The organism is Shewanella sp. GD03713, from assembly GCF_029843705.1.
GTDB lineage: Bacteria > Pseudomonadota > Gammaproteobacteria > Enterobacterales > Shewanellaceae > Shewanella.
The window spans coordinates 56,405-83,186 of record NZ_JAOCIW010000002.1 but is presented as its reverse complement, the minus strand read 5'-3'; the positions used below and the strand labels follow the sequence as shown (position 1 = coordinate 83,186).

The 26,782-nt window shown below is 57.7% G+C and carries 29 protein-coding genes and 3 pseudogenes; 19 read left to right on the top strand and 13 right to left on the bottom strand.

Features of this window, described 5'->3' with window-relative positions; genetic code table 11:
• Nucleotides 1–331: 331 nt before the first annotated feature.
• From merR (N5E87_RS21635) to N5E87_RS21620, 4 genes and pseudogenes are all read left to right on the top strand, one after another.
• Nucleotides 332–736, top strand: coding sequence for an Hg(II)-responsive transcriptional regulator (gene merR / locus N5E87_RS21635; RefSeq protein WP_011790469.1), 405 nt, complete (start codon nt 332–334; stop codon nt 734–736).
• A 79-nt stretch (nt 737–815) separates the two neighbouring features.
• Nucleotides 816–1,163, top strand: a complete 348-nt coding sequence (locus N5E87_RS21630; RefSeq protein ID WP_011790470.1) for a mercuric transporter MerT family protein — start codon at nt 816–818, stop codon at nt 1,161–1,163.
• A 52-nt stretch (nt 1,164–1,215) separates the two neighbouring features.
• Nucleotides 1,216–1,491 (top strand): mercury resistance system periplasmic binding protein MerP, encoded by a 276-nt coding sequence (gene merP, locus N5E87_RS21625; protein ID WP_011790471.1) that lies wholly within the window; start codon nt 1,216–1,218, stop codon nt 1,489–1,491.
• Between the two features lie 112 nt (nt 1,492–1,603).
• Nucleotides 1,604–2,413 (top strand): annotated as a pseudogene (locus N5E87_RS21620) (FAD-dependent oxidoreductase); the annotation flags it as partial.
• Nucleotides 2,414–2,467: 54 nt separating this feature from the next.
• On the opposite strand, the gene merR (N5E87_RS21615) reads toward N5E87_RS21620, so the two are convergent.
• Nucleotides 2,468–2,902 carry an Hg(II)-responsive transcriptional regulator gene (gene merR / locus N5E87_RS21615; protein ID WP_279775896.1) on the bottom strand — a complete coding sequence of 145 codons (435 nt, stop codon included), beginning with the start codon at nt 2,900–2,902 and terminating at the stop codon, nt 2,468–2,470.
• A 71-nt stretch (nt 2,903–2,973) separates the two neighbouring features.
• On the opposite strand from merR (N5E87_RS21615), the gene merT reads away from it, so the two are divergent.
• From merT to istB, 12 genes are all read left to right on the top strand, one after another.
• Nucleotides 2,974–3,339 carry a mercuric ion transporter MerT gene (gene merT / locus N5E87_RS21610; RefSeq protein ID WP_001294656.1) on the top strand — a complete coding sequence of 122 codons (366 nt, stop codon included), beginning with the start codon at nt 2,974–2,976 and terminating at the stop codon, nt 3,337–3,339.
• A 15-nt stretch (nt 3,340–3,354) separates the two neighbouring features.
• Nucleotides 3,355–3,630, top strand: a complete 276-nt coding sequence (gene merP, locus N5E87_RS21605; RefSeq protein WP_279775895.1) for a mercury resistance system periplasmic binding protein MerP — start codon at nt 3,355–3,357, stop codon at nt 3,628–3,630.
• A gap of 27 nt (nt 3,631–3,657) precedes the next feature.
• Nucleotides 3,658–4,083 (top strand): organomercurial transporter MerC, encoded by a 426-nt coding sequence (gene merC / locus N5E87_RS21600; protein WP_000522996.1) that lies wholly within the window; start codon nt 3,658–3,660, stop codon nt 4,081–4,083.
• Between the two features lie 38 nt (nt 4,084–4,121).
• Nucleotides 4,122–5,807 carry a mercury(II) reductase gene (gene merA, locus N5E87_RS21595; protein WP_279775891.1) on the top strand — a complete coding sequence of 562 codons (1,686 nt, stop codon included), beginning with the start codon at nt 4,122–4,124 and terminating at the stop codon, nt 5,805–5,807.
• Between the two features lie 14 nt (nt 5,808–5,821).
• Nucleotides 5,822–6,460: an organomercurial lyase MerB gene (merB, locus tag N5E87_RS21590; RefSeq protein ID WP_000761850.1), complete on the top strand. Its 639-nt coding sequence runs from the start codon at nt 5,822–5,824 to the stop codon at nt 6,458–6,460.
• Between the two features lie 111 nt (nt 6,461–6,571).
• Complete coding sequence (merD, locus tag N5E87_RS21585; RefSeq protein ID WP_000995361.1) at nt 6,572–6,937, top strand: mercury resistance co-regulator MerD; 366 nt, start codon at nt 6,572–6,574, stop codon at nt 6,935–6,937.
• Entirely contained in the window at nt 6,934–7,170 is a 237-nt protein-coding gene (merE, locus tag N5E87_RS21580) for a broad-spectrum mercury transporter MerE (RefSeq protein ID WP_001087810.1), read from the top strand. Before merD ends, merE begins: the two co-directional genes overlap by 4 nt.
• Complete coding sequence (locus N5E87_RS21575; RefSeq protein ID WP_001276635.1) at nt 7,167–8,156, top strand: DUF3330 domain-containing protein; 990 nt, start codon at nt 7,167–7,169, stop codon at nt 8,154–8,156. Before merE ends, N5E87_RS21575 begins: the two co-directional genes overlap by 4 nt.
• A 181-nt stretch (nt 8,157–8,337) precedes the next feature.
• Nucleotides 8,338–10,017: a Mu transposase C-terminal domain-containing protein gene (locus N5E87_RS21565; protein ID WP_000179844.1), complete on the top strand. Its 1,680-nt coding sequence runs from the start codon at nt 8,338–8,340 to the stop codon at nt 10,015–10,017.
• A gap of 2 nt (nt 10,018–10,019) precedes the next feature.
• Nucleotides 10,020–10,880, top strand: coding sequence for a TniB family NTP-binding protein (locus N5E87_RS21560; protein WP_000344784.1), 861 nt, complete (start codon nt 10,020–10,022; stop codon nt 10,878–10,880).
• A gap of 101 nt (nt 10,881–10,981) precedes the next feature.
• On the top strand, nt 10,982–12,505 hold the full coding sequence (gene istA, locus N5E87_RS21555) for an IS21-like element IS1326 family transposase (RefSeq protein ID WP_001324342.1): 1,524 nt from the start codon (nt 10,982–10,984) through the stop codon (nt 12,503–12,505).
• Entirely contained in the window at nt 12,492–13,277 is a 786-nt protein-coding gene (gene istB / locus N5E87_RS21550; protein WP_000983249.1) for an IS21-like element IS1326 family helper ATPase IstB, read from the top strand. Before istA ends, istB begins: the two co-directional genes overlap by 14 nt.
• Before the next feature lie 175 nt (nt 13,278–13,452).
• Here the strand turns inward: istB and N5E87_RS21545 are convergent.
• From N5E87_RS21545 to blaOXA, 10 genes and pseudogenes are all read right to left on the bottom strand, one after another.
• Nucleotides 13,453–13,782, bottom strand: a pseudogene (locus N5E87_RS21545) (GNAT family N-acetyltransferase); the annotation flags it as partial.
• Between the two features lie 32 nt (nt 13,783–13,814).
• Nucleotides 13,815–16,781 carry a Tn3 family transposase gene (locus tag N5E87_RS21540; RefSeq protein ID WP_012478188.1) on the bottom strand — a complete coding sequence of 989 codons (2,967 nt, stop codon included), beginning with the start codon at nt 16,779–16,781 and terminating at the stop codon, nt 13,815–13,817.
• Between the two features lie 2 nt (nt 16,782–16,783).
• The gene (locus tag N5E87_RS21535; RefSeq protein ID WP_012478189.1) at nt 16,784–17,341 is read right to left on the bottom strand and encodes a recombinase family protein; all 558 of its coding nucleotides are present in this window, start codon (nt 17,339–17,341) and stop codon (nt 16,784–16,786) included.
• A gap of 152 nt (nt 17,342–17,493) precedes the next feature.
• Entirely contained in the window at nt 17,494–17,799 is a 306-nt protein-coding gene (locus tag N5E87_RS21530; protein ID WP_000130000.1) for a PadR family transcriptional regulator, read from the bottom strand.
• A 10-nt stretch (nt 17,800–17,809) separates the two neighbouring features.
• Nucleotides 17,810–19,015: a chromate efflux transporter gene (gene chrA / locus N5E87_RS21525; RefSeq protein WP_000184001.1), complete on the bottom strand. Its 1,206-nt coding sequence runs from the start codon at nt 19,013–19,015 to the stop codon at nt 17,810–17,812.
• 155 nt (nt 19,016–19,170) lie between these two features.
• Nucleotides 19,171–19,374: a hypothetical protein gene (locus N5E87_RS21520; protein WP_000376616.1), complete on the bottom strand. Its 204-nt coding sequence runs from the start codon at nt 19,372–19,374 to the stop codon at nt 19,171–19,173.
• A 127-nt stretch (nt 19,375–19,501) separates the two neighbouring features.
• Nucleotides 19,502–20,341: a sulfonamide-resistant dihydropteroate synthase Sul1 gene (gene sul1 / locus N5E87_RS21515; protein ID WP_000259031.1), complete on the bottom strand. Its 840-nt coding sequence runs from the start codon at nt 20,339–20,341 to the stop codon at nt 19,502–19,504.
• On the bottom strand, nt 20,335–20,682 hold the full coding sequence (locus tag N5E87_RS21510) for a quaternary ammonium compound efflux SMR transporter QacE delta 1 (RefSeq protein WP_000679427.1): 348 nt from the start codon (nt 20,680–20,682) through the stop codon (nt 20,335–20,337). Before N5E87_RS21510 ends, sul1 begins: the two co-directional genes overlap by 7 nt.
• A 123-nt stretch (nt 20,683–20,805) precedes the next feature.
• Nucleotides 20,806–21,597 (bottom strand): ANT(3'')-Ia family aminoglycoside nucleotidyltransferase AadA1, encoded by a 792-nt coding sequence (gene aadA1, locus N5E87_RS21505; protein ID WP_001209508.1) that lies wholly within the window; start codon nt 21,595–21,597, stop codon nt 20,806–20,808.
• A gap of 16 nt (nt 21,598–21,613) precedes the next feature.
• Nucleotides 21,614–22,375 (bottom strand): annotated as a pseudogene (blaOXA, locus tag N5E87_RS21500) (OXA-10 family class D beta-lactamase); the annotation flags it as partial.
• Nucleotides 22,376–22,530: 155 nt separating this feature from the next.
• Here blaOXA and N5E87_RS21495 point away from each other — a divergent pair.
• From N5E87_RS21495 to N5E87_RS21485, 3 genes are read left to right on the top strand one after another with little or no spacing between them, the layout of a single operon-like run.
• Nucleotides 22,531–23,343 (top strand): subclass B1 metallo-beta-lactamase NDM-1, encoded by an 813-nt coding sequence (locus N5E87_RS21495; protein ID WP_004201164.1) that lies wholly within the window; start codon nt 22,531–22,533, stop codon nt 23,341–23,343.
• A 3-nt stretch (nt 23,344–23,346) separates the two neighbouring features.
• Nucleotides 23,347–23,712: a bleomycin binding protein Ble-MBL gene (gene ble / locus N5E87_RS21490; protein ID WP_004201167.1), complete on the top strand. Its 366-nt coding sequence runs from the start codon at nt 23,347–23,349 to the stop codon at nt 23,710–23,712.
• A gap of 4 nt (nt 23,713–23,716) precedes the next feature.
• Nucleotides 23,717–24,355, top strand: coding sequence for a phosphoribosylanthranilate isomerase (locus N5E87_RS21485; RefSeq protein ID WP_004201168.1), 639 nt, complete (start codon nt 23,717–23,719; stop codon nt 24,353–24,355).
• A 10-nt stretch (nt 24,356–24,365) separates the two neighbouring features.
• Here N5E87_RS21485 and N5E87_RS21480 read toward each other — a convergent pair whose 3' ends face one another.
• Together N5E87_RS21480 and N5E87_RS21475 are read right to left on the bottom strand one after the other, a co-directional pair.
• Nucleotides 24,366–24,578, bottom strand: coding sequence for a hypothetical protein (locus tag N5E87_RS21480; protein WP_225002637.1), 213 nt, complete (start codon nt 24,576–24,578; stop codon nt 24,366–24,368).
• 374 nt (nt 24,579–24,952) lie between these two features.
• Nucleotides 24,953–26,494: an IS91-like element ISCR1 family transposase gene (locus N5E87_RS21475; RefSeq protein ID WP_000050481.1), complete on the bottom strand. Its 1,542-nt coding sequence runs from the start codon at nt 26,492–26,494 to the stop codon at nt 24,953–24,955.
• Nucleotides 26,495–26,782 lie beyond the last annotated feature (288 nt).

Genomic DNA, 26,782 nt, shown 5'->3' with positions numbered 1-26,782 from the left:
GCTTGATTACATCCGGCTTCTCGGACTCAGATTAACTGTTAAAAAGCCGAACGCTCGGCTCACAATCACTGCTAATGAGATATCCAGAATTAATAACGAGCTTGAATTTATCCTTATCGGCTCACATTAACTGGCTACAGTTGTCATTCATTATGCTCAGTGGACAGTCGCATAAATTTACAAATGTTGGAGTTGCCGTGACCAGCAACCAGCATTGAGGTTATCAATGAACAGCGTTATAGCTGATCGAAATCCTCAGGAAGCAAAATCTCATACTAATGTTATTGATGGCTAATTTTGGATTATAATAGACCGTATGTAAGTACGGTAAATGGACGTAACTTTGTATACAATCGGCCAATTAGCTAATGCAGCTGTCGTTAACGTTGAAACTATCCGCTACTACGAACGCCGCGGTCTTGTTGAACAGCCTGGTAAACCGACACAGGGGTTTCGCCGGTATCCTGTCACTACCCTGAATCGGCTTCGATTTATCAAGCGGGCGCAGGAGTTAGGGTTCACACTGGAAGAAATCCATCATCTGCTCACACTCAATGATACCCCATGTCAGGGCGTTCAGGACGTGGCCACACTCAAGCTTGCCAATGTCCGCTCAAAGATTGCAGATCTGCAGAGTCTGGAACTTGTTCTTCATCACCTGCTGAGCCAATGCGCATCCAATCCGGATCAGACCCATTGCCCCATTATCGAATCCCTACAACCACATAACAACTAAACCCACCGATTGGGCTTGACTCCGTACTATGGTACGGCATCTACACTGACACCGATAGCTCTAATCCCAGGAGTAAAACGTGTCCATAAAAGAGTCAAATCTCCCCGTTATCGGTGGAATAGTTGCGGCTATTGGTGCAGGCGTTTGTTGTGCCGGTCCTTTCGTTTTGTTGCTACTTGGGGTGAGTGGTTCCTGGATTGGTCATTTGACCATGTTAGAACCTTATCGCCCTATTTTTATTCTGCTGGTTTTAACCTCGTTTGGATTTGCTGGCTGGAAGGTCTATCGACCTACTGACATGTGCGCTCCAGGAACAGTCTGTGCAGTTCCCCAAGTGCGAAAACGCAGGCAGGTGATCTTTTGGTTATCAGCACTCACAGCATTAATGTTAGTCACCAGCAATTATTGGATTGTCTGGTTCGCCTGAATACTTTTTACCCTCAATTTTGTTAACGTTTTATACGTTATTGGAGCGAATGATGAAGAAAATCACCTTGTTGTTTTTGCTAACGTTGACCAGCCTGAGCGCTATAGCCGAAACGAAAACGGTTACGTTGGAAGTTCCGACCATGAACTGCGTCACTTGTCCGTTTACGGTCAAAAAAGCCTTACAAAATGTCGAGGGCGTCAGTAAAGCTGAAGTCACCTTTGACACCAAGTTAGCAGTAGTCACCTTCGATGACGAAAAAACCACGGTGAAAGCACTGACTGAAGCCACCACTAACGCGGGTTATCCGTCAACGGTCAAAGAGTAAAGCGCGGAAAGACTACTACGATTACGGACACTGTTTCGGCGATAAGCTGAGCTTGTTGGTTTGCAATAATTAACAATCGCAGAAAATACATCTGTGCTGTTGAGGAACGAAAATGCTCTTGTTATCGATAAAAGGGATGACCTGCCCAAGCTGTGTCTCCCATATTAAAGATGCGCTCGATGCGACCGAAGGAGTGAATAACGTTGAGATCTCCTATGCAAATGCCAGCGCAGCGGTCACCACAAACGGGAAGGTAAGTGTGGCGGATCTCGTCAAGGCGGTTAAAACTCTGGGTTATGCTGCACAAGTCAATCCAGAACCTCAAACTTGTTTTGACAACACTAATCTCAGCAATACAGAAAATATCAGCCCACAACAGGTGGTGATCATTGGCAGTGGCTCTGGTGCTTTTGCCTGTGCGATTAAAGCTGCTGACGGAGGAGCTAAGGTTACGCTCATCGAAGGTGCGGATGTTATTGGCGGCTGCTGTGTCAATGTCGGCTGTGTCCCGTCCAAGATCCTGATCCGCGCCGCACAACTGGCGCAGCAACAACGAAACAATCCTTTTATCGGATTGGCAAATCATTCACCCCAGCTCAATCGCGCACTGTTGGCTGAGCAACAAACAGCGCTTGTCGAAGAATTACGCGTGGCAAAATACCAAAATATTCTGGATATCAATCCGGCACTGAGTTTGATAAAAGGTTGGGCGACTTTCAAAAACGCGAACACTTTGATTGTCAGCAAAAGTGATGGCTCCCAACAAGAAATACACGCTGACAAGGTGCTGATTGCTACCGGTTCGAGCCCGACCATCCCACCTATTGAAGGTCTGAGCGAAACCCCGTACTGGACTTCTTCTGAAGCGCTGTTTGCGACTGAACTACCAGAACATCTGGTCATCATTGGATCTTCTGTCGTTGGGGTCGTCTCAGAAAACGGAAAATAAAGCACGCTAAGGCGTAACTACCCTCGGCTACACCGCGTCGGCACCACGCGGCTCTTTCTCCCCTTGCAGCGAAGCAATCAGCGGGCAAGAAACGTTCCCTTGCCGCGCATGGCAGGCGAACACAAGTTCGGATAGCACGGTTTCCATGCGCGCCAGGTCGGTCATTTTTTCGCGCACATCCTTGAGCTTGTGCTCGGCCAGGCCGCTGGCTTCCTCGCAATGGGTGCCATCCTCCAGCCGCAGTAGCTCGGCGATTTCGTCCAGGCTAAAGCCCAGCCGCTGGGCCGATTTCACGAACCGCACTCGTGTTACATCCGCCTCGCCATAGCGGCGAATGCTGCCATAGGGCTTGTCTGGCTCCGGCAGCAGGCCCTTGCGCTGGTAGAACCGGATGGTCTCCACATTGACCCCGGCCGCCTTGGCAAAAACGCCAATGGTCAGATTCTCAAAATTAATTTGCATATCGCTTGACTCCGTACATAACTACGGAAGTAAGCTTAAGCTATCCAAACCAAATTTGAAAGGACAAGCGTATGTCTGAACCACAAAAGTCTGAACCACAAAACGGGCGCGGCGCGCTCTTCGCCGGTGGGCTGGCCGCCATTCTTGCGTCGGCCTGCTGCCTGGGGCCGCTGGTTTTGATCGCCTTGGGGTTCAGCGGGGCATGGATCGGCAACCTGACGGTGCTGGAACCCTATCGCCCGATCTTCATCGGCGCAGCGCTGGTCGCGCTGTTTTTCGCCTGGCGGCGCATCTACCGCCCGGCGCAAGCCTGCAAACCGGGTGAGGTCTGCGCGATTCCCCAAGTGCGCGCTACTTACAAGCTCATTTTCTGGATCGTGGCCGCGCTGGTCCTGGTCTCGCTCGGATTTCCCTACGTCATGCCATTTTTCTATTAATCACAGGAGTTCATCATGAAAAAACTGTTTGCCGCCCTCGCCCTCGCTGCCGTTGTTGCCCCCATGTGGGCCGCCACCCAGACCGTCACGCTGTCCGTGCCTGGCATGACCTGCGCCTCTTGCCCGATCACTGTCAAGCACGCGCTTTCCAAGGTTGAGGGCGTGAGCAAGACCGACGTAAGTTTCGACAAGCGCCAGGCCGTCGTCACCTTCGACGATGCCAAGACCAACGTCCAGAAGTTGACCAAGGCGACCGAGGACGCGGGCTATCCGTCCAGCCTCAAACGCTGATCCGTTAACCGAACTCGGGAGCGACACATGGGACTCATCACGCGCATCGCTGGCAAAACCGGCGCGCTCGGCAGCGTCGTTTCCGCGATGGGCTGCGCCGCCTGTTTTCCTGCCATCGCCAGCTTTGGCGCGGCCATCGGACTGGGCTTCTTGAGCCAGTACGAGGGGCTATTCATTGGCATCCTGCTGCCGATGTTCGCCGGCATCGCGTTACTCGCCAATGCTATCGCTTGGCTCAATCATCGACAGTGGCGACGCACGGCGCTCGGCACGATAGGCCCGATCTTGGTGCTGGCAGCGGTGTTTTTAATGCGGGCTTACGGCTGGCAGAGCGGTGGACTGCTCTATGTCGGCCTGGCCTTGATGGTTGGGGTGTCGGTCTGGGATTTCATCTCGCCAGCACATCGCCGCTGCGGGCCGGACAGCTGTGAATTGCCAGAACAACGTGGCTGACGGCAACAGCCGTAGCCACCACAGAAAAGGAAAAATACATGACCACCCTGAAAATCACCGGGATGACCTGCGACTCGTGCGCGGCTCACGTCAAGGAAGCCTTGGAGAAAGTGCCCGGCGTGCAATCGGCGCTGGTGTCCTATCCGAAGGGCACAGCGCAACTCGCCATTGAGGCGGGCACGTCATCGGATGCGCTGACTACCGCCGTGGCCGGACTGGGCTACGAGGCAACGCTTGCCGATGCGCCACCGACGGACAACCGCGCCGGCCTGCTCGACAAGATGCGCGGCTGGATAGGGGCCGCTGATAAGCCCAGTGGCAACGAACGCCCGTTGCAGGTCGTCGTCATTGGTAGCGGTGGAGCCGCGATGGCGGCAGCACTGAAGGCCGTCGAGCAAGGCGCGCAGGTCACGCTGATTGAGCGCGGCACCATCGGCGGCACCTGCGTCAACGTCGGTTGTGTGCCGTCCAAGATCATGATCCGCGCCGCCCACATCGCCCATCTGCGCCGGGAAAGCCCATTCGACGGCGGCATGCCACCCACACCGCCGACGATCTTGCGCGAGCGGCTGCTGGCCCAGCAGCAGGCCCGTGTCGAAGAACTCCGTCATGCCAAGTACGAAGGCATCCTGGACGGCAATTCAGCCATCACCGTTCTGCACGGTGAAGCGCGTTTCAAGGACGACCAGAGCCTTATCGTTAGTTTGAACGAGGGTGGCGAGCGCGTCGTGATGTTCGACCGCTGCCTGGTCGCCACGGGTGCCAGCCCGGCGGTCCCGCCGATTCCGGGCTTGAAACAGTCACCCTACTGGACTTCCACCGAGGCCCTGGCGAGCGACACCATTCCCGAACGCCTTGCCGTAATCGGCTCGTCGGTGGTGGCGCTGGAGCTGGCGCAAGCCTTTGCCCGGCTGGGCAGCAAGGTCACGGCCCTGGCGCGCAATACCTTGTTCTTCCGTGAAGACCCGGCCATCGGCGAGGCGGTGACAGCCGCTTTCCGTGCCGAGGGCATCGAGGTGCTGGAGCACACGCAAGCCAGCCAGGTCGCCCATATGAACGGCGAATTCGTGCTGACCACCACGCACGGTGAATTGCGCGCCGACAAGCTGCTGGTCGCCACCGGCCGGACACCGAACACGCGCAGCCTGGCATTGGAAGCGGCGGGGGTAGCCGTCAATGCGCAGGGGGCCATCGTCATCGACAAGGGCATGCGCACCAGTAGCCCGAACATCTACGCGGCCGGCGACTGCACCGACCAGCCGCAGTTCGTCTATGTGGCGGCAGCGGCCGGCACTCGTGCGGCGATCAACATGACTGGCGGCGATGCGGCCCTGGACCTGACCGCAATGCCGGCCGTGGTGTTCACCGACCCGCAGGTCGCCACCGTGGGCTACAGCGAGGCGGAAGCACATCACGACGGGATCGAGACCGACAGTCGCCTGCTAACACTGGATAACGTGCCGCGTGCGCTTGCCAACTTCGACACACGCGGCTTTATCAAGCTGGTCATCGAGGAAGGTAGCGGACGGCTCATCGGCGTGCAAGCGGTGGCCCCGGAAGCGGGTGAACTGATCCAGACGGCGGTGCTCGCCATTCGCAACCGTATGACCGTGCAGGAACTGGCCGACCAATTGTTCCCCTACCTGACCATGGTCGAAGGGCTGAAGCTCGCGGCGCAGACCTTCAGCAAGGACGTGAAGCAGCTTTCGTGCTGCGCCGGATGAAAGGAGATGGAACCATGAAGCTCGCCCCATATATTTTAGAACGTCTCACTTCGGTCAATCGTACCAATGGTACTGCGGATCTCTTGGTCCCGCTACTGCGGGAACTCGCCAAGGGGCGTCCGGTTTCACGAACGACACTTGCCGGGATTCTCGACTGGCCCGCTGAGCGAGTGGCCGCCGTACTCGAACAGGCCACCAGTACCGAATATGACAAAGATGGGAACATCATCGGCTACGGCCTCACCTTGCGCGAGACTTCGTATGTCTTTGAAATTGACGACCGCCGTCTGTATGCCTGGTGCGCGCTGGACACCTTGATATTTCCGGCGCTGATCGGCCGTACAGCTCGCGTCTCATCGCATTGCGCTGCAACCGGAGCACCCGTTTCACTCACGGTTTCACCCAGCGAGATACAGGCTGTCGAACCTGCCGGCATGGCGGTGTCCTTGGTATTGCCGCAGGAAGCAGCCGACGTTCGTCAGTCCTTCTGTTGCCATGTACATTTCTTTGCATCTGTCCCGACGGCGGAAGACTGGGCCTCCAAGCATCAAGGATTGGAAGGATTGGCGATCGTCAGTGTCCACGAGGCTTTCGGCTTGGGCCAGGAGTTTAATCGACATCTGTTGCAGACCATGTCATCTAGGACACCGTGATCGGATATCGACCCAATGTTCTACGGCACCGGCATCGGATTCGCAGCGCGCGGATTGAACTCGGCGAAACGGTATATGCATTGCCGTGAACCGACCAAAAGGAGGTGTTCGATGAACGCCTACACGGTGTCCCGGCTGGCCCTTGATGCCGGGGTGAGCGTGCATATCGTGCGCGACTACCTGCTGCGCGGATTGCTGCGGCCAGTCGCCTGCACCACGGGTGGCTACGGCCTGTTCGATGACGCCGCCTTGCAGCGACTGTGCTTCGTGCGGGCCGCCTTCGAGGCGGGCATCGGCCTCGGCGCATTGGCGCGGCTGTGCCGGGCGCTGGATGCGGCGAACTGCGATGAAACTGCCGCGCAGCTTGCTGTGCTGCGTCAGTTCGTCGAACGCCGGCGCGAAGCGTTGGCCAATCTGGAAGTGCAGTTGGCCGCCATGCCGACCGCGCCGGCACAGCATGCGGAGAGTTTGCCATGAACAGCCCCGAGCGCATGCCGGCCGAGACACACAAGCCGTTCACCGGCTACCTGTGGGGTGCGCTGGCGGTGCTCACCTGTCCCTGTCATTTGCCGATTCTCGCCATTGTGCTGGCCGGCACGACGGCCGGCGCGTTCATCGGCGAGCACTGGGGTATTGCAGCCCTCACGCTGACCGGCTTGTTTGTCCTGTCTGTGACGCGGCTGCTGCGGGCCTTCAGAGGTCGATCATGAGCGCTTCCCAGCCAATTGAATGGACAGTGGCGCAACTGGCGCAGGCGGTCGAGCGCGGGCAGCTTGAGCTGCACTACCAGCCGATTGTCGATTTGCGCAGTGAGCAGATTGTCGGCGCGGAAGCCCTGTTGCGCTGGCGTCATCCGACGCTCGGACTGTTGCCGCCGGGCCAGTTCCTGCCCGTGATCGAATCGTCCGGCCTGATGCCGGAAATCGGCGCATGGGTGCTGGGCGCAGCCTGCCGTCAAATGCGCGACTGGCGGGTGCTGGCATGGCAACCGTTCCGGCTGGCCGTCAATGTTTCGGCGAGCCAAGTGGGGCCAGATTTCGACAAGTGGGTAAAGGGCGTGCTGGCCGATGCCGGGTTGCCCGCCGCGTATCTTGAAATTGAGCTGACCGAATCGGTTGCGTTCGGTGATCCGGCGATCTTCCCCGCCCTGGAAGCTTTGCGACAGATCGGTGTGCGCTTCGCCGCCGACGACTTCGGCACCGGCTATTCCTGCCTGCAACACCTGAAATGCTGCCCCATCAGCACGCTCAAGATCGACCAATCGTTTGTCGCCGGACTCGCCAACGACCACCGCGACCAGACCATCGTGCGCACCGTGATTCAGCTTGCGCATGGGCTTGGCATGGAAGTAGTGGCCGAAGGCGTGGAAACATCGGCGAGTCTTGATTTGTTGCGACAAGCGGACTGCGACACAGGACAAGGCTTCCTGTTCGCCAAGCCGATGCCGGCGGCGGCATTCGCCGTCTTCGTCAGTCAATGGAGGGGTGCCACCATGAATGCAAATGATCCGACTGCCACCAGTTGCTGCGTGTGCTGCAAGGAAATCCCGCTCGATGCCGCCTTCACCCCGGAAGGCGCGGAATACGTCGAGCACTTCTGCGGGCTGGAGTGCTATCAGCGCTTCCAGGCGCGCGCCAAGACCGGGAGCGAAACCGATGCCGATCCGAACGCCTGCGACTCATCACTGTCAGACTGAGGCATACCCTAACTTGATGTCAGATGCCATGTGCAAACGATGTCATTTTCAGAAGACGACTGCACCAGTTGATTGGGCGTAATGGCTGTTGTGCAGCCAGCTCCTGACAGTTCAATATCAGAAGTGATCTGCACCAATCTCGACTATGCTCAATACTCGTGTGCACCAAAGCGAGGTGAGCATGGCGACGGACACCCCACGGATTCCAGAACAAGGCGTGGCCACTCTGCCTGATGAGGCTTGGGAGCGTGCGCGCCGTCGTGCGGAGATCATCAGTCCGTTGGCGCAGTCGGAGACGGTCGGGCACGAAGCGGCCGATATGGCGGCTCAGGCGCTGGGCTTGTCTCGGCGCCAGGTATACGTTCTGATCCGGCGTGCCCGGCAAGGCAGCGGCCTCGTGACGGATCTGGTGCCCGGCCAGTCCGGTGGAGGTAAAGGTAAGGGGCGCTTGCCGGAACCGGTCGAGCGCGTCATCCACGAGCTACTGCAAAAGCGGTTCCTGACCAAGCAGAAGCGCAGCCTAGCGGCCTTTCACCGCGAAGTCACTCAGGTGTGCAAGGCTCAAAAACTGCGAGTGCCGGCGCGCAATACCGTGGCCTTACGGATCGCTAGCCTTGACCCGCGCAAGGTCATCCGCCGGCGGGAAGGCCAGGATGCCGCTCGTGACCTACAAGGTGTGGGCGGCGAGCCTCCTGCCGTGACCGCGCCGCTGGAGCAGGTGCAGATAGACCATACGGTCATCGACCTGATCGTGGTCGATGACCGCGACCGGCAACCTATTGGCCGCCCGTACCTGACCCTCGCCATCGACGTGTTCACCCGCTGCGTGCTCGGCATGGTCGTCACGCTGGAAGCGCCGTCTGCCGTTTCGGTTGGCCTGTGCCTCGTGCATGTCGCCTGCGACAAGCGCCCTTGGCTGGAAGGACTGAACGTGGAAATGGATTGGCAGATGAGCGGCAAGCCCTTGCTGCTCTACCTAGACAACGCGGCCGAGTTCAAGAGCGAGGCCCTGCGCCGGGGTTGCGAGCAGCATGGCATCCGGCTGGACTATCGCCCGCTGGGACAGCCGCACTATGGCGGCATCGTGGAACGGATCATCGGCACGGCGATGCAGATGATTCACGACGAACTGCCGGGAACGACCTTCTCCAACCCTGACCAGCGCGGCGACTACGATTCCGAAAACAAGGCCGCCCTGACGCTGCGCGAGCTAGAGCGCTGGCTCACATTGGCGGTCGGCACCTACCACGGTTCGGTGCACAACGGCCTGCTCCAACCGCCGGCCGCGCGCTGGGCCGAGGCCGTGGCGCGTGTCGGCGTACCGGCCGTCGTCACACGCGCTACTTCGTTCCTGGTCGATTTTCTGCCGATCCTCCGGCGCACGCTGACCCGCACCGGCTTTGTCATCGACCACATCCACTACTACGCCGATGCGCTCAAGCCGTGGATTGCGCGGCGTGAACGCTGGCCGTCCTTTCTGATCCGGCGCGATCCGCGCGACATCAGCCGTATCTGGGTCCTGGAACCGGAGGGACAGCATTACCTGGAAATTCCCTACCGTACCTTGTCGCATCCGGCTGTCACCCTCTGGGAACAACGGCAGGCGCTGGCGAAACTGCGGCAGCAAGGGCGCGAACAGGTGGATGAGTCGGCGCTGTTCCGCATGATCGGCCAGATGCGTGAGATTGTGACCAGCGCGCAGAAGGCCACACGCAAGGCGCGGCGTGACGCGGATCGCCGCCAGCACCTCAAGACATCAGCTCGGCCGGACAAGCCCGTTCCGCCGGATACGGATATTGCCGACCCGCAGGCAGACAACTTGCCACCCGCCAAACCGTTCGACCAGATTGAGGAGTGGTAGCCGTGGACGAATATCCCATCATCGACCTGTCCCACCTGCTGCCGGCGGCCCAGGGCTTGGCCCGTCTTCCGGCGGACGAGCGCATCCAGCGCCTTCGCGCCGACCGCTGGATCGGCTATCCGCGCGCAGTCGAGGCGCTGAACCGGCTGGAAGCCCTTTATGCGTGGCCAAACAAGCAACGCATGCCCAACCTGCTGCTGGTTGGCCCGACCAACAATGGCAAGTCGATGATCGTCGAGAAGTTCCGCCGCACCCACCCGGCCAGCTCCGACGCCGACCAGGAGCACATCCCGGTGTTGGTCGTGCAGATGCCGTCCGAGCCGTCCGTGATCCGCTTCTACGTCGCGCTGCTCGCCGCGATGGGCGCGCCGCTGCGCCCACGCCCACGGTTGCCGGAAATGGAGCAACTGGCTCTGGCACTGCTGCGCAAGGTCGGCGTGCGCATGCTGGTGATCGACGAGCTGCACAACGTGCTGGCCGGCAACAGCGTCAACCGCCGGGAATTCCTCAACCTGCTGCGCTTCCTCGGCAACGAACTGCGCATCCCGTTGGTTGGGGTAGGCACGCGCGACGCCTACCTAGCCATCCGCTCCGATGACCAGTTGGAAAATCGCTTCGAGCCGATGATGCTGCCGGTATGGGAGGCCAACGACGATTGCTGCTCACTGCTGGCCAGCTTCGCCGCTTCGCTCCCGCTGCGCCGGCCTTCCCCAATTGCCACGCTGGACATGGCTCGCTACCTGCTCACACGCAGCGAGGGCACCATAGGGGAACTGGCGCACTTGCTGATGGCGGCGGCCATCGTCGCCGTGGAGAGCGGCGAGGAAGCGATCAACCATCGCACACTCAGCATGGCCTGTTGAGTTGCATCTAAAATTGACCCACTTAGGGTAAAGATTTGCGTCGAAATTTGACCCACGTATGACACTGTTTCCCGTCTGGATATGGCGGGAGAAATCAAGGAGTGATAAACGTGGCGATATTGAGCGCAATTCGACGCTGGCATTTTCGCGATGGTGCGTCGATTCGGGAAATAGCCCGACGAAGCGGCCTGTCCAGGAACACCGTTCGCAAGTATTTGCAAAGCAAGGTGGTTGAACCGCAGTACCCAGCGCGAGACAGCGTTGGCAAGTTAAGTCCTTTTGAGCCCAAGTTAAGGCAGTGGCTCTCCACCGAGCACAAAAAGACAAAGAAGCTGCGCAGAAACCTGCGCAGCATGTACCGGGATTTGGTCGCTTTGGGCTTTACCGGGTCTTATGACCGAGTGTGTGCCTTTGCCCGACAGTGGAAAGATTCCGAACAGTTCAAGGCGCAAACCTCGGGCAAGGGTTGTTTCATCCCCTTGCGCTTTGCTTGTGGCGAAGCCTTCCAATTCGATTGGAGTGAGGACTTTGCCCGCATAGCGGGCAAACAGGTCAAACTTCAGATTGCCCAGTTTAAGTTGGCCCACAGCCGGGCCTTTGTGCTTCGGGCTTACTACCAGCAAAAACATGAAATGCTGTTTGATGCCCACTGGCATGCCTTTCAAATCTTCGGTGGCATTCCCAAGCGCGGCATCTACGACAACATGAAGACCGCTGTGGATTCGGTGGGGCGTGGCAAAGAGCGCAGGGTCAATCAGCGGTTCACTGCCATGGTCAGCCACTACCTGTTTGATGCGCAGTTCTGTAATCCAGCATCGGGTTGGGAGAAAGGCCAGATTGAGAAGAACGTGCAGGATTCCCGCCAACGCCTGTGGCAAGGGGCACCAGACTTTCAAAGCCTTGCTGATTTGAATGTGTGGCTTGAGCATCGCTGCAAAGCGCTGTGGTCTGAGCTGCGCCACCCCGAATTGGACCAAACCGTGCAAGAGGCCTTTGCCGATGAACAAGGCGAGTTGATGGCGCTACCCAATGCCTTTGATGCATTCGTGGAGCAAACCAAGCGAGTCACTTCAACCTGCCTTGTTCACCACGAGGGCAATCGCTACAGCGTTCCTGCCAGTTACGCCAACAGGGCCATCAGCCTTCGGATTTATGCAGACAAGCTGGTGATGGCTGCCGAAGGCCAACACATTGCCGAGCATCCAAGATTGTTTGGCAGTGGCCACGCTCGGCGTGGCCACACACAATACGACTGGCACCATTACTTGTCTGTGCTTCAGAAGAAACCTGGGGCGTTGCGCAATGGTGCGCCATTTGCTGAATTGCCACCCGCGTTCAAGAAGCTTCAATCCATCTTGCTGCAACGCCCCGGCGGTGACCGTGACATGGTGGAAATTCTGGCCCTTGTATTGCACCACGATGAAGGTGCGGTACTCAGTGCTGTGGAATTGGCATTGGAGTGTGGCAAGCCATCGAAGGAGCATGTGCTTAATCTGTTGGGACGTTTGACCGAAGAACCTCCACCCAAACCGATTCCAATTCCCAAGGGGTTAAGGCTGACATTGGAACCACAGGCCAACGTGAACCGCTATGACAGTTTAAGGAGAGCCCATGATGCAGCATGAAGGCCATGTGAGAATCCTCAAATCCTTGAAACTCTTTGGCATGGCACACGCCATTGAGGAGTTGGGCAATCAGAATTCACCAGCATTTAATCAAGCCTTGCCCATGCTGGACAGCTTGATTAAAGCTGAAGTGGCAGAGCGTGAAGTACGTTCGGTGAACTATCAATTGCGGGTGGCCAAGTTCCCCGTGTATCGGGACTTGGTGGGCTTTGACTTCAGTCAAAGCCTGGTTAATGAGGCCACGGTCAAACAATTGCACCGGTGCGACTTCATGGAACAAGCCCAGAACGTGGTGCTGATTGGTGGGCCAGGCACAGGCAAGACTCACCTGGCCACAGCCATTGGTACACAAGCAGTGATGCACTTGAACCGACGGGTGCGTTTCTTCTCCACCGTGGATTTGGTCAATGCACTGGAGCAAGAGAAATCATCTGGGCGTCAGGGACAAATCGCAAACCGTCTGTTGTATGCCGATTTGGTGATTCTGGATGAGCTGGGATATTTGCCTTTTAGCCAAACCGGTGGGGCACTGCTGTTTCACCTGCTCTCAAAGCTGTACGAAAAAACCAGCGTGATACTGACCACCAACTTGAGCTTCTCGGAATGGAGCCGAGTGTTTGGCGATGAAAAGATGACAACAGCGTTGTTGGACCGACTAACCCACCACTGCCACATCCTGGAAACCGGCAATGAAAGTTACCGCTTCAAACACAGTTCAACTCAGAATAAGCAGGAGGAAAAACAGACCCGCAAACTGAAAATCGAGACATAATTCTGACAACAAGGGGTGGGTCAAAATTCAATGCAAATCCCGGGTCAAATTTGGGTGCAAATCAACAGATATCGACAACCTCTCGCGCAACCAAGACATCGCGGTCGGACTGCAAGTGATCTTGAAGCCACGGGCCCGTCCCACCCCGACATGGACCTCGATGCCCGAACGGACGTTAGATTTCGAGTTCTAGGCGTTCTGCGATGAAGGTTGGATCCCAGCCGGGATTGAAAGTGTCGACGTGGGTGAATCCGAGCCGCTCGTATAGGCCACGCAGGTTCGGGTGGCAGTCGAGCCGCAGCTTGGCGCACCCCTGCGTTCGCGCGGCATGGCGGCAAGCCTCGATCAGCGCGGAGCTGACACCCCGGCCCGCATGTGTCCGTCGCACCGCGAGCTTGTGCAGATATGCGGCCTCCCCCTTGAGGGCGTCGGGCCAGAACTCGGGATCCTCGGCCGACAAGGTGCAACAGCCGACGATGCCGTCGCTGCAACTCGCGACTAGGAGGGGTCGTCTCAGAAAACGGAGAATAAAGCACGTTAAGCCGATTGCAGAGGTCGCAACGGCCTGAACTTGCCCGCGCCGATCTTGGCGCTGCTGCGCCAGAGGTAATCGCCGGTCAGATTGATGTGTTCCCAGCCCAACGGCGACAGGTACTGCAATAGCGTTTCATCGACGGCATGGCCGTTGCTACGCAACGCATGCGCTGCGCGCTCCAGGTAGACCGTGTTCCACAGCACGACAGCCGCCGTCACCAGATTGAGGCCGCTGGCCCGGTAGCGCTGCTGCTCAAAGCTGCTGTCGCGGATTTCGCCCAGCCGGTTGAAGAACACGGCGCGGGCCAGTGCATTGCGTGCTTCGCCTTTATTCAGCCCGGCATGGACGCGGCGGCGCAGCTCAACGCTTTGCAACCAGCCCAGGATGAACAACGTCCGCTCGATGCGCCCCAGCTCACGCAGGGCGACAGCCAGGCCGTTTTGGCGCGGATAGCTGCCGAGTTTCCTAAGCATCAGCGAGGCCGTCACCGTGCCTTGCTTGATCGAGGTGGCCAGGCGCAGAATTTCGTCCCAATGGGCGCGGACGTGCTTGATGTTGAGAGTGCCGCCGATCATCGGTTTCAGCGCGTCATAGGCGGCTTCGCCTTTCGGGGTGTAGAGCTTGGTGTCGCCCAGGTCTCGGATGCGCGGTGCGAAGCGGAAGCCCAGCAGGTGCATCAAGGCAAAGACGTGATCGGTGAAGCCCGCCGTGTCCGTGTAATGTTCCTCGATGCGCAGGTCGGACTCGTGGTACAGCAGGCCGTCAAGCACGTAGGTGGAATCGCGCACGCCGACATTGACCACCTTGTTGTGGAACGGCGCGTACTGGTCAGAGATGTGGGTGTAGAACGTCCTGCCTGGGCTGCTGCCATATTTCGGATTGATGTGCCCGGTGCTTTCTGCCTTGCTGCTGGTTCGGAAATTCTGTCCGTCCGACGATGATGTGGTGCCATCGCCCCAGTGCCCGGCAAAGGGATGCCGAAACTGGGCGTTGACCAGTTCGGCCAGCGCCATCGAATAGGTTTCATCGCGGGTATGCCAGGCTTGCAGCCAGGCGAGCTTGGCGTAAGTCGTACCGGGGCAAGATTCGGCCATTTTGGTCAGGCCCAGGTTGATCGCGTCGGCCAGGATCGTAGTCAGCAGCAGATTTTTGTCTTTGGCGAGGTCGCCGGATTTCAGGTGCGTGAAGTGGCGGGTGAAGCCCGTCCACTCATCGACCTCCATCAGCAGCTCGGTAATCTTGACGTGCGGCAGAATCATGGCCGTCTGGTCGATCAATGCCTGCGCGGTGTCGGGCACCGCAGCATCCAGCGGCGTGATCTTCAAGCCCGATTCGGTGATGATGGCGTCCGGTAGGTCGTTGGCCGCCGCCATGCGATTGACCGTGGCAAGTTGCGCTTCCAGCAACTCCAAGCGCTCGCTCAGGTACTGGTCGCAATCGGTGGCCACGGCCAGCGGCAATTCGCTGGACTGCTTGAGGCTGGCGAACTTCTCGGGTGGCACCAGGTAGTCCTCGAAGTCCTTGAACTGACGTGAACCCTGTACCCAGATGTCGCCCGAGCGCAACGCGTTCTTAAGTTCCGACAGTGCGCACAACTCGTAATAGCGTCGGTCGATGCCGGCGTCGGTCATCACCAGCTTCTGCCAGCGCGGCTTGATGAAGTTGGTCGGTGCATCAGCGGGCACCTTGCGGGTGTTGTCGATGTTCATGCCGCGCAGCACCTCGATGGCGTCGAGCACGTCCTTGGCGGCGGGCGCTGCTCGCAGCTTGAGCACGTCGAGGAATTCCGGCGCGTAGCGGCGCAATGTGGCGTAACTCTCGCCGATGCGGTGCAGGAAGTCGAAATCATCGGGCTGGGCGAGCTTCTGCGCCTCGGTGACGCTCTCGGCGAAAGCGTCCCAGGAAATGACGGCCTCGATGGCGGCGAATGGGTCGCGGCCTGACTGCTTGGCGTCGATCAGCGCCTGGCCGATGCGCCCGTACAAACGCACCTTGGCATTGATGGCCTTGCCGGACGCCTGGAACTGCTGCTGATGCTTATTCTTGGCGGCGTTGAACAGCTTGCCCAGGATGCGGTCGTGCAGGTCGATGATTTCGTCGGTAACAGTAGCCATGCCCTCGATGGCCAGCGCCATGAGGGTGGCGTAACGTCGCTGTGGCTCGAACTTGGCCAAGTCGGCGGGCGTCATCTGGCCACCCTCGCGGGCGATCTTGAGCAGCCGGTTTTGATGAACCAGCCGCTCGATGCCGGTAGGCAGGTTGAGCGCCTGCCAGGCTTTGAGACGTTCGATGTGTTCCAGCATGTAGCGGGAATTCGGCTTGGCCGGTGATTGCCGCAGCCATGCCAGCCAGGTGGTCTTGCCGTTGTCGCGGCGCTTCAACAGTTCATCCAGGCGATGCCGGTGCCCGCTCGACAACGGCTCGGACAGGGCTTCGTAGATGCGCCGATTGGCGCGGGTGATGGCCTCGGCACTGGCGCGCTCGATGGCGTTGAGCGCGGGCAGGATGATCGACTGCCGCCGTAGATGCTCAATCAAGGCGTTGGCCAGGACGATGCCCTTGTCGGTTTGCATAGCCAGCTCAGTCAGCGTGTGGACAGCCTGCCGGTAGTGACTCACGGTGAACGGCTGGAAGCCGAACACCGTTTGCAGTTCGACCAGGTGCTCGCGCCGGGTCTGCTCCCGCTGCCCGTAGTCGTCCCAGCTTTCGACCGGCACTTTGAGTTGCGACGCCACGATGCGCAGCAAGGGCGGAAACGGCGGCTCATCAACGCCCAGGATGACGCCGGGGAATCGCAGGTAGCAAAGCTGAATGGCGAAGCCCAGCCGATTCGCAGGCCCGCGCCGCTGACGAATCACCGACAGGTCGGTGTCGCTGAACGTGTAGTATCGGATCAGATCGTCTTTGACATCGGGCAATGCCAGCAGGCTTTGTCGCTCGGTGGCGGACAGAATGGAACGACGCGGCATGCTCAGGACTCGCGCAGGTACTGGTACAAGGTTTCACGGCTAATGCCGAAGTCGCGGGCGATCAGGGCCTTTTGCTCGCCCGCCGCGACGCGCCGTTTCAGTTCGGCAATCTGCTCATCGTTCAGTGACTTTTTGCGGCCCCGGTACGCACCCCGCTGCCGGGCCAGCGCGATTCCTTCGCGCTGCCGCTCGCGGATCAAGGCCCGCTCGAACTCGGCAAACGCGCCCATCACCGACAGCATCAAATTCGCCATCGGCGAATCCTCGCCAGTGAAGGCCAGGCTTTCCTTGACGAATTCGATGCGTACCCCGCGCTTGGTCAGGCCCTGCACGATGCGGCGCAAGTCATCCAGGTTGCGTGCCAGGCGATCCATGCTGTGCACCACCACGGTGTCGCTTTCGCGCACGAAGGCGAGCAGCCTTTCCAGCTCGGGACGCTGGGTGTCCTTGCCGGATGCCTTGTCGGTGAACACCCGCGCCACCTGAACCCCTTCCAATTGCCGTTCCGGGTTCTGGTCGAAGCTGCTGACGCGAACGTAGCCGATGCGTTGACCGTACAAAGTGTCTCCAAGGGTAATGTGTCAGAGTGAAATCTATTACTCTTGACTGATTGTGTCAATAAATTTCATATTGGACTCTATTCTGACGTGATTACAGTCTCTTCCCTGACGTTGCGTTAGGGTATAGCTCAACCTGACATAGAAGCAAAAACTCAACCACCTTCTACCAACTCTCCGAACAGCTCCTTGACCTTTGTTTTCGCATCAGCAAGTGCAGTTCTGCCTTGTTCAGTGATGTCATAAACACGCCGTTCACGTCGCCCGGTGCGTTCGTGGCGTGAGGTCAGATAGCCTTTTTTTTCCAGGCCGTGCAGCATCGGGTACACGGTGCCAGCGCTCATCTCGTAGCCGTGTCGGCGTAGCTCTTCGATGATCCCCAGCCCAAAGACAGGTTCCTCGGCTGCATGGTGAAGGATGTGCAGGCGGATCAAACCGCCGTAGAGGTCTTTGTCAGTCATTTTTTGAACCTCACAGAGCGACGCTCAACAGCCACCCAGCTGCACCGCTACCGAGGACAACCAGCCACGGCGGGAGCTTCCAGAACATAAGTGCGACAAGGGCAACTAATGCCAAGCCGAAGTCTTGCGGCTGAAAGATGGCGCTAGTCCATACAGGCTGATACAGCGCGGCCAGCAGCAAGCCGACTACAGCGGCATTGATCCCGGCCAGCGCAGCTTGGATGCCTGTATTGCGGCGCAAACGCTCCCAAAATGGCATTGATCCGACGACCAGCAAGAACGAGGGCGCGAAGATAGCCAGCAGACACACAATGCCGCCGATCCAGCCCGACGGGGCGGTGTTCATCGAGGCACCAAGAAACGCGGCGAACGTGAACAAAGGGCCGGGCACCGCTTGAGCTGCCCCGTACCCCGCGAGAAAGGATTCATTGTTGACCCAGCCGGAGGGCACCACTTCGGCTTGCAGTAATGGCAGCACAACGTGACCACCGCCGAACACCAGTGATCCGACACGATAGAAGGAATCCACCATTGCCATGGTTTGACTTGGCATCAGTTCGGCCAACACCGGCAGGCCAATCAGCAAGACAAAGAACAGCGAGAGCCAAAGCACGCCGGCCCGGTGACTGACCGTGATAGGTAGGGGGTCATGCTCAACAACTTTCGCTGGCTTGAACAATAACCGGCCTGCGATGCCTGCGATAGCAATCACGCCAACCTGTCCCCACGCGGACGGCACAAGTAAAACGACGCAGGTAGCAATTGCCATGATGGTGACTCGCAGCCCATCCGTGCATAGGTTACGCGCCATGCCCCATACTGCTTGAGCGACCACGGCCACAGCCACCACTTTTAAGCCATGCAACGCGCCCTGCGAGACGTAATCGCCATAGCTGGAGATGCCGAGCGCAAAAAGGATCAAGGCTATGGCAGACGGCAGCGTGAAGCCAGCCCAAGCAGCCAGCGCCCCGCTGTATCCAGCCCGAGACAGTCCTACCGCTATGCCGACCTGGCTGCTTGCAGGCCCTGGCAAGAACTGACAAAGCGCGACCAAGTCAGCATAGCTCCGTTCGGAGAGCCAGCGCCGCCGTGTGACAAATTCGGCGCGGAAGTAGCCCAAGTGCGCAATGGGGCCGCCAAAAGATGTCAATCCAAGCCGCAGAAAAATAAGAAAGACCGACCATGGTCTGCTGTCATCGGTAGGGTTATTCGTCATACTTTCGCCTTCATGATCTGCAACGAGTTGATCAATAATAAGCGAAATTCGATAACGAAATTCGATATAAATCTAGAAAAAAATACCTCTATGTGTACTACGCAGTTTTAGCTGTGGCTTTCACAGGAGCACGCTTACTTACGGCTTAGCGTGCTTTATTTTCCGTTTTCTGAGGCGATCCCTAGGAGCTCGGATCTCAGGACGAAGGTCTCCGCGAATGTCCGGTCGATCCGCGCGACGTCCCAGGCGGGCGTTCCCTTGGCGGACATCCACGCCGCAGCGTCGTGCATCAGCCGCACAACCTCGTCGATATCACCCGAGCAGGCGACCCGAACGTTCGGAGGCTCCTCGCTGTCCATTCGCTCCCCTGGCGCGGTATGAACCGCCGCCTCATAGTGCAGTTTGATCCTGACGAGCCCAGCATGTCTGCGCCCACCTTCGCGGAACCTGACCAGGGTCCGCTAGCGGGCGGCCGGAAGGTGAATGCTAGGCATGATCTAACCCTCGGTCTCTGGCGTCGCGACTGCGAAATTTCGCGAGGGTTTCCGAGAAGGTGATTGCGCTTCGCAGATCTCCAGGCGCGTGGGTGCGGACGTAGTCAGCGCCATTGCCGATCGCGTGAAGTTCCGCCGCAAGGCTCGCTGGACCCAGATCCTTTACAGGAAGGCCAACGGTGGCGCCCAAGAAGGATTTCCGCGACACCGAGACCAATAGCGGAAGCCCCAACGCCGACTTCAGCTTTTGAAGGTTCGACAGCACGTGCAGCGATGTTTCCGGTGCGGGGCTCAAGAAAAATCCCATCCCCGGATCGAGGATGAGCCGGTCGGCAGCGACCCCGCTCCGTCGCAAGGCGGAAACCCGCGCCTCGAAGAACCGCACAATCTCGTCGAGCGCGTCTTCGGGTCGAAGGTGACCGGTGCGGGTGGCGATGCCATCCCGCTGCGCTGAGTGCATAACCACCAGCCTGCAGTCCGCCTCAGCAATATCGGGATAGAGCGCAGGGTCAGGAAATCCTTGGATATCGTTCAGGTAGCCCACGCCGCGCTTGAGCGCATAGCGCTGGGTTTCCGGTTGGAAGCTGTCGATTGAAACACGGTGCATCTGATCGGACAGGGCGTCTAAGAGCGGCGCAATACGTCTGATCTCATCGGCCGGCGATACAGGCCTCGCGTCCGGATGGCTGGCGGCCGGTCCGACATCCACGACGTCTGATCCGACTCGCAGCATTTCGATCGCCGCGGTGACAGCGCCGGCGGGGTCTAGCCGCCGGCTCTCATCGAAGAAGGAGTCCTCGGTGAGATTCAGAATGCCGAACACCGTCACCATGGCGTCGGCCTCCGCAGCGACTTCCACGATGGGGATCGGGCGAGCAAAAAGGCAGCAATTATGAGCCCCATACCTACAAAGCCCCACGCATCAAGCTTTTGCCCATGAAGCAACCAGGCAATGGCTGTAATTATGACGACGCCGAGTCCCGACCAGACTGCATAAGCAACACCGACAGGGATGGATTTCAGAACCAGAGAAAGAAAATAAAATGCGATGCCATAACCGATTATGACAACGGCGGAAGGGGCAAGCTTAGTAAAGCCCTCGCTAGATTTTAATGCGGATGTTGCGATTACTTCGCCAACTATTGCGATAACAAGAAAAAGCCAGCCTTTCATGATATATCTCCCAATTTGTGTAGGGCTTATTATGCACGCTTAAAAATAATAAAAGCAGACTTGACCTGATAGTTTGGCTGTGAGCAATTATGTGCTTAGTGCATCTAACGCTTGAGTTAGACATTATTTGCCGACTACCTTGGTGATCTCGCCTTTCACGTAGTGAACAAATTCTTCCAACTGATCTGCGCGCGAGGCCAAGCGATCTTCTTCTTGTCCAAGATAAGCCTGTCTAGCTTCAAGTATGACGGGCTGATACTGGGCCGGCAGGCGCTCCATTGCCCAGTCGGCAGCGACATCCTTCGGCGCGATTTTGCCGGTTACTGCGCTGTACCAAATGCGGGACAACGTAAGCACTACATTTCGCTCATCGCCAGCCCAGTCGGGCGGCGAGTTCCATAGCGTTAAGGTTTCATTTAGCGCCTCAAATAGATCCTGTTCAGGAACCGGATCAAAGAGTTCCTCCGCCGCTGGACCTACCAAGGCAACGCTATGTTCTCTTGCTTTTGTCAGCAAGATAGCCAGATCAATGTCGATCGTGGCTGGCTCGAAGATACCTGCAAGAATGTCATTGCGCTGCCATTCTCCAAATTGCAGTTCGCGCTTAGCTGGATAACGCCACGGAATGATGTCGTCGTGCACAACAATGGTGACTTCTACAGCGCGGAGAATCTCGCTCTCTCCAGGGGAAGCCGAAGTTTCCAAAAGGTCGTTGATCAAAGCTCGCCGCGTTGTTTCATCAAGCCTTACGGTCACCGTAACCAGCAAATCAATATCACTGTGTGGCTTCAGGCCGCCATCCACTGCGGAGCCGTACAAATGTACGGCCAGCAACGTCGGTTCGAGATGGCGCTCGATGACGCCAACTACCTCTGATAGTTGAGTCGATACTTCGGCGATCACCACTTCCCTCATGATGTTTAACTTTGTTTTAGCCACCAATGATGCCCTCACTTTCCATGATTTTGGTGGGAATGGATTTTCTTAGCGGCAACTTACTTTCGTTGTCTATATCCATGTTAAAGGCGAAAAAGTAAACCTCTGTCTCCTTCTCAACCCACCCAACCCACCATGCGACACCAGGATTTGACTCAGTTCCCACACCAGAAAAACCAGTTTTTGAATGCACTAGATATTCAGGTGCCGCCTCCGTTACCAAAGCCTCTTTTACTATTAGCTGGTTTTCTTTAGATGCTGACAATTTATTTAAATATAGAGACTCTAGAAACTCCACTTGATTAACTGCGGAAATTCTAAGCTGGCCTTCCAACCAGAATTTGTCAATGCCACCACTGATATTCTGGTTGCCATAGGAAAATTTTTTAAGGTATTTCTGCATTCTTACTTCGCCAACTTCTCTGGCGATTTGTTGAAATACGGGAACAGCTGAAACTTGTATTGCCCCTCTTAAGGTCAAGTCTCTTTCCCATTGCTTCATGGCTCTTGGCTTTCCGTCCCATTTGAAAACCTGATGCTCATTCTTTATGACACCAGTTTCTAGGCCGATAATTGCGTTGGGGATCTTAAATGTTGATGCTGGAAGATATTCCTTTGATGCACGAGCTAAGTCATTGGTAGCGCAGGATTTACTGCTACTTTTACAAAGCACGAAGACACCATTGACGGCTTCGGCAGAGAACTCTTTGTTCCAAGACGTATTTTCTGTAATTGAACCAGCTAATGCCGTACTCGAAAGACAGCTTGTTGATTATCATATGGCTTTTGAAACTGTCGCACCTCATGTTTGAATTCGCCCCATATTTTTGCTACAGTGAACCAAATTAAGATCATCTATTTACTAGGCCTCGCATTTGCGGGGTTTTTAATGCTGAATAAAAGGAAAACTTGATGGAATTGCCCAATATTATGCACCCGGTCGCGAAGCTGAGCACCGCATTAGCCGCTGCATTGATGCTGAGCGGGTGCATGCCCGGTGAAATCCGCCCGACGATTGGCCAGCAAATGGAAACTGGCGACCAACGGTTTGGCGATCTGGTTTTCCGCCAGCTCGCACCGAATGTCTGGCAGCACACTTCCTATCTCGACATGCCGGGTTTCGGGGCAGTCGCTTCCAACGGTTTGATCGTCAGGGATGGCGGCCGCGTGCTGGTGGTCGATACCGCCTGGACCGATGACCAGACCGCCCAGATCCTCAACTGGATCAAGCAGGAGATCAACCTGCCGGTCGCGCTGGCGGTGGTGACTCACGCGCATCAGGACAAGATGGGCGGTATGGACGCGCTGCATGCGGCGGGGATTGCGACTTATGCCAATGCGTTGTCGAACCAGCTTGCCCCGCAAGAGGGGATGGTTGCGGCGCAACACAGCCTGACTTTCGCCGCCAATGGCTGGGTCGAACCAGCAACCGCGCCCAACTTTGGCCCGCTCAAGGTATTTTACCCCGGCCCCGGCCACACCAGTGACAATATCACCGTTGGGATCGACGGCACCGACATCGCTTTTGGTGGCTGCCTGATCAAGGACAGCAAGGCCAAGTCGCTCGGCAATCTCGGTGATGCCGACACTGAGCACTACGCCGCGTCAGCGCGCGCGTTTGGTGCGGCGTTCCCCAAGGCCAGCATGATCGTGATGAGCCATTCCGCCCCCGATAGCCGCGCCGCAATCACTCATACGGCCCGCATGGCCGACAAGCTGCGCTGAGCCATGGCTGACCACGTCACCCCCAATCTGCCATCGCGCGATTTCGATGTGACAGAGGCGTTTTATGCGAAGCTGGGCTTTGCGACGAGTTGGAAGGATCGCGGCTGGATGATCCTGCAGCGCGGCGGTTTGCAGCTCGAATTCTTCCCCTATCCTGACCTCGACCCAGCTACGAGCTCGTTCGGCTGTTGCCTGCGGTTGGATGATCTCGATGCCATGGTGGCATTGGTGAACGCGGCGGGAGCCGAGGAAAAAAGCACCGGCTGGCCGCGCTTCAAAGCTCCGCAACTGGAGGCGAGCGGCCTGAGGATCGGCTACCTGATCGATCCCGACTGCACGCTGGTGCGGCTGATCCAGAACCCCGACTGACCGCATGCCCGCGAAAATCAAGATTTGCGGGATCAGCACACCCGAGGCGCTCGATGCGACCATCGCGGCGCGGGCGGACTATGCCGGGTTGGTGTTCTATCCAGCGTCGCCCCGTGCGGTTACGTCGAATGTCGCGGGCGCTTTGACATCGCGCGCAGCTGGCCAGATCGCCATGGTCGGTTTGTTCGTCGATGCGGATGATGCTGTCATCGCCGACGCACTGGTGGCAGCCAAGCTGAACGCGCTGCAGCTGCACGGTTCGGAATCGCCCGAACGCGTGGCCCAGTTGCGCGCGCGGTTTGGCAAGCCGGTGTGGAAGGCGCTGCCCGTCGCCAGCGCCAGCGATGTCGCACGCGCCGCAGCCTATGCCGGGGCGGCGGACTTGATCTTGTTCGACGCCAAGACCCCCAAAGGCGCGCTGCCCGGCGGCATGGGGTTGGCGTTCGACTGGTCGCTGCTGGCCGGATATCGCGGTGCCTTGCCGTGGGGGCTGGCAGGCGGGCTAAATCCGACGAATGTTGCCGAGGCGATTGCGCGCACCGGAGCGCCGCTGGTCGATACCTCCAGCGGCGTCGAAAGCGCGCCGGGCGTCAAGGATACCGACAAGATTACCAATTTCGCCTTTGCGGTGCGCTTGGCCTAAATCGCGTCGATCAATAGGCGTCGTTCAGCGCAAAGATCGGCTTGCGGGTGCGCCACTGCCCTCGGGTGAAGTCGGGAAAATCTAACGTGCGATTGCCCTCAGCAATCGATTGTTCCGACAGAGGCGTGATCGCGCTCCAGGCCAGCGCGTCGTAAATGTCGATTGGCATCGGGGCCTTGGCCTTCAGCGCCTCGACAAAAGCGTGGATCACGAACCAGTCCATCCCGCCATGCCCGGCCCCTGCCGCCAGATCGGCGTAGCGTTTCCATAGCGGGTGATCGTATTTCGCAAACCAGCCCTCGGCAGGCTCCCAGCGGTGCGGCTGTGGGCTCTTGCCCTCCAGATAGATCGACTTGTTGACGTCCGGGTATAGGAAGTATAAACCACCTTTTTGCTCCTCATCCGAAGTATCTTACCTGAAATTCCCTCACTCGTTTACCGCTCAAGCCCCAATTTTAACTGCCGGTCCAGCCTAAACCGCTCTAATAAGGTTCGATTTGGCGGTAAAATCTCTAGCCTGATAGCTCGAGAGATACAAACTGCCCCACCGCCCCGTTTAAAAGTTGGCAGTGTTGAGCAGTGTTGGATTTGGGGTCGTCAGTCAAAGAGACGACTCTGTGATGGATCGAACAGGCTGGGAGTCAGTGGCGGCGCTCGTTCTGGTGGCAGCTCACGCTGCTTGGCGGCATTCGCCTTGGCTGTTTTCTGTTTCAGATGCTTGAGAATCTGCTCAATGACCTTCGGATCTTCGATGCTGGCAATCACTTTGACGTGACCGCCGCAGTGTTCGCAGACTTCAATATCAATATTGAAGACTCGCTTGAGGCGTTGCATCCAGGTCATGGCGCGGTGGCGCTCTGCAGGACTCTTGTCACGCCAGTTAGTATCGAGACCTTCCGATTTGTCGGGCTTCTTGCCCCGCTTGGCGGGTGTTACTTGAACTCGGTGTTTGCTGTTCGGTGCAAAGACGCCGTGGAAGCGTGTGAGGTTGACTCGCGGCTTAGGTACCAACGCAGCGAGTTTGGCGATGAAGTCCAGCGGCTCGAAGATCACATGGGTGGTGCCATTGCGGTACGGAGTTTTGAGCTCGTAACGCACCTGCCCATTGGCGGTTAATGCCAGACGTTTTTCTGAAACCGCTGGCCGACTAATGTAGCGACACAAGCGCTCAAGCTTATCCCGCTGATGCGCTTCGGCCATCACACCGGCGTGTAGCGAGAAACCAGCATGGTTGGCTACTCGACTGCTTGAGTCGGCTTTATCCTCACGCCCTGGCAAGGTTTGCAGGGTGAAGACTTTGCGCCCTTGCTGGGGGCCGACGGCAATGCGATACGTAACCGAAGCACCATGTAATTGAGTCAGCGTATCGTCTTCGCCCTCTTCCAGTGTCAACCACGTATTCTCGGCATCACGCTCCAAAATCCCACGCTTTTCCATGCAGCGAGCGATGCGATGGCTGAGGGTGTGAGCGAGCGTATTCAGCTCATCGTAAGTGGGTGCCTTGACACGATGGAAGCGTTGCTTGCCATAGTCATCTTCGGCATAGACACCATCGAGAAACAGCATGTGGTAGTGGACATTGAGATTTAGCGCGGAGCCAAAGCGTTGGATAAGAGTCACTGAGCCAGTTTGTGCAGAGGCTTTGGTGTAACCGGCTTTTTTGATCAGATGAGTTGAGAGTGTACGATAGACGATACTCAAGACCTGGCCCATCAGCTGGGGATGGCGAGCCAGCAAAAAGCGTAGCTGGAAAGGAAAGCTGAGCACCCACTGGCGAATGGGCTCCTTGGGGAAGACTTCGTCTATCAGCAGCGCCGCACTCTCGGCCATCCGGCGGGCACCGCAGCTAGGGCAAAAGCCGCGTCGTTTACAGCTGAAGGCGACCAGACGCTCGTGATGACAATCCTCGCAGCGAACCCGCATGAAACCATACTCCAGACGGCCACATTGGAGGAGGTCGTTGAATTCTTGTTGGATGTAGCGAGGCAGGTGTTGACCTTGGGCTTCGAGTGAGGCTTTGAAGGCTGGGTAGTGCTGCTCAACCAGCTGGTAGAGCAGCGTCTGGTCGGGTTGGTGGCGTTCGTAACCGTTTGTTTGAGTGGGCGATTGACTCGCCGTGGCGTTCCTTGCCAGCGACATGGGTATCCTCCGCTGATACTGTGGTTATGTACAGTATCAGCGGCTTGCGTTCAGACGTCCAGTCTGGCCCTAGACATCGCTAAATGCTTAACCCGCAATAGCCCTCACGAGTTGTTATCAGCCACTACCGGTTGAGCGAGAAGGTTTTGGGTTCAGGGTGCTATTGCTCCACCAATCACAATACTGAAGCCCCAACTGTTATCAGTTGGGGCTTTTTCTTGTCTGTTTGCGGCGGTTGCGTTTTATCGGTAGTCGTCGAGCTCTGCACCATCCCACATAAGAGCTTAA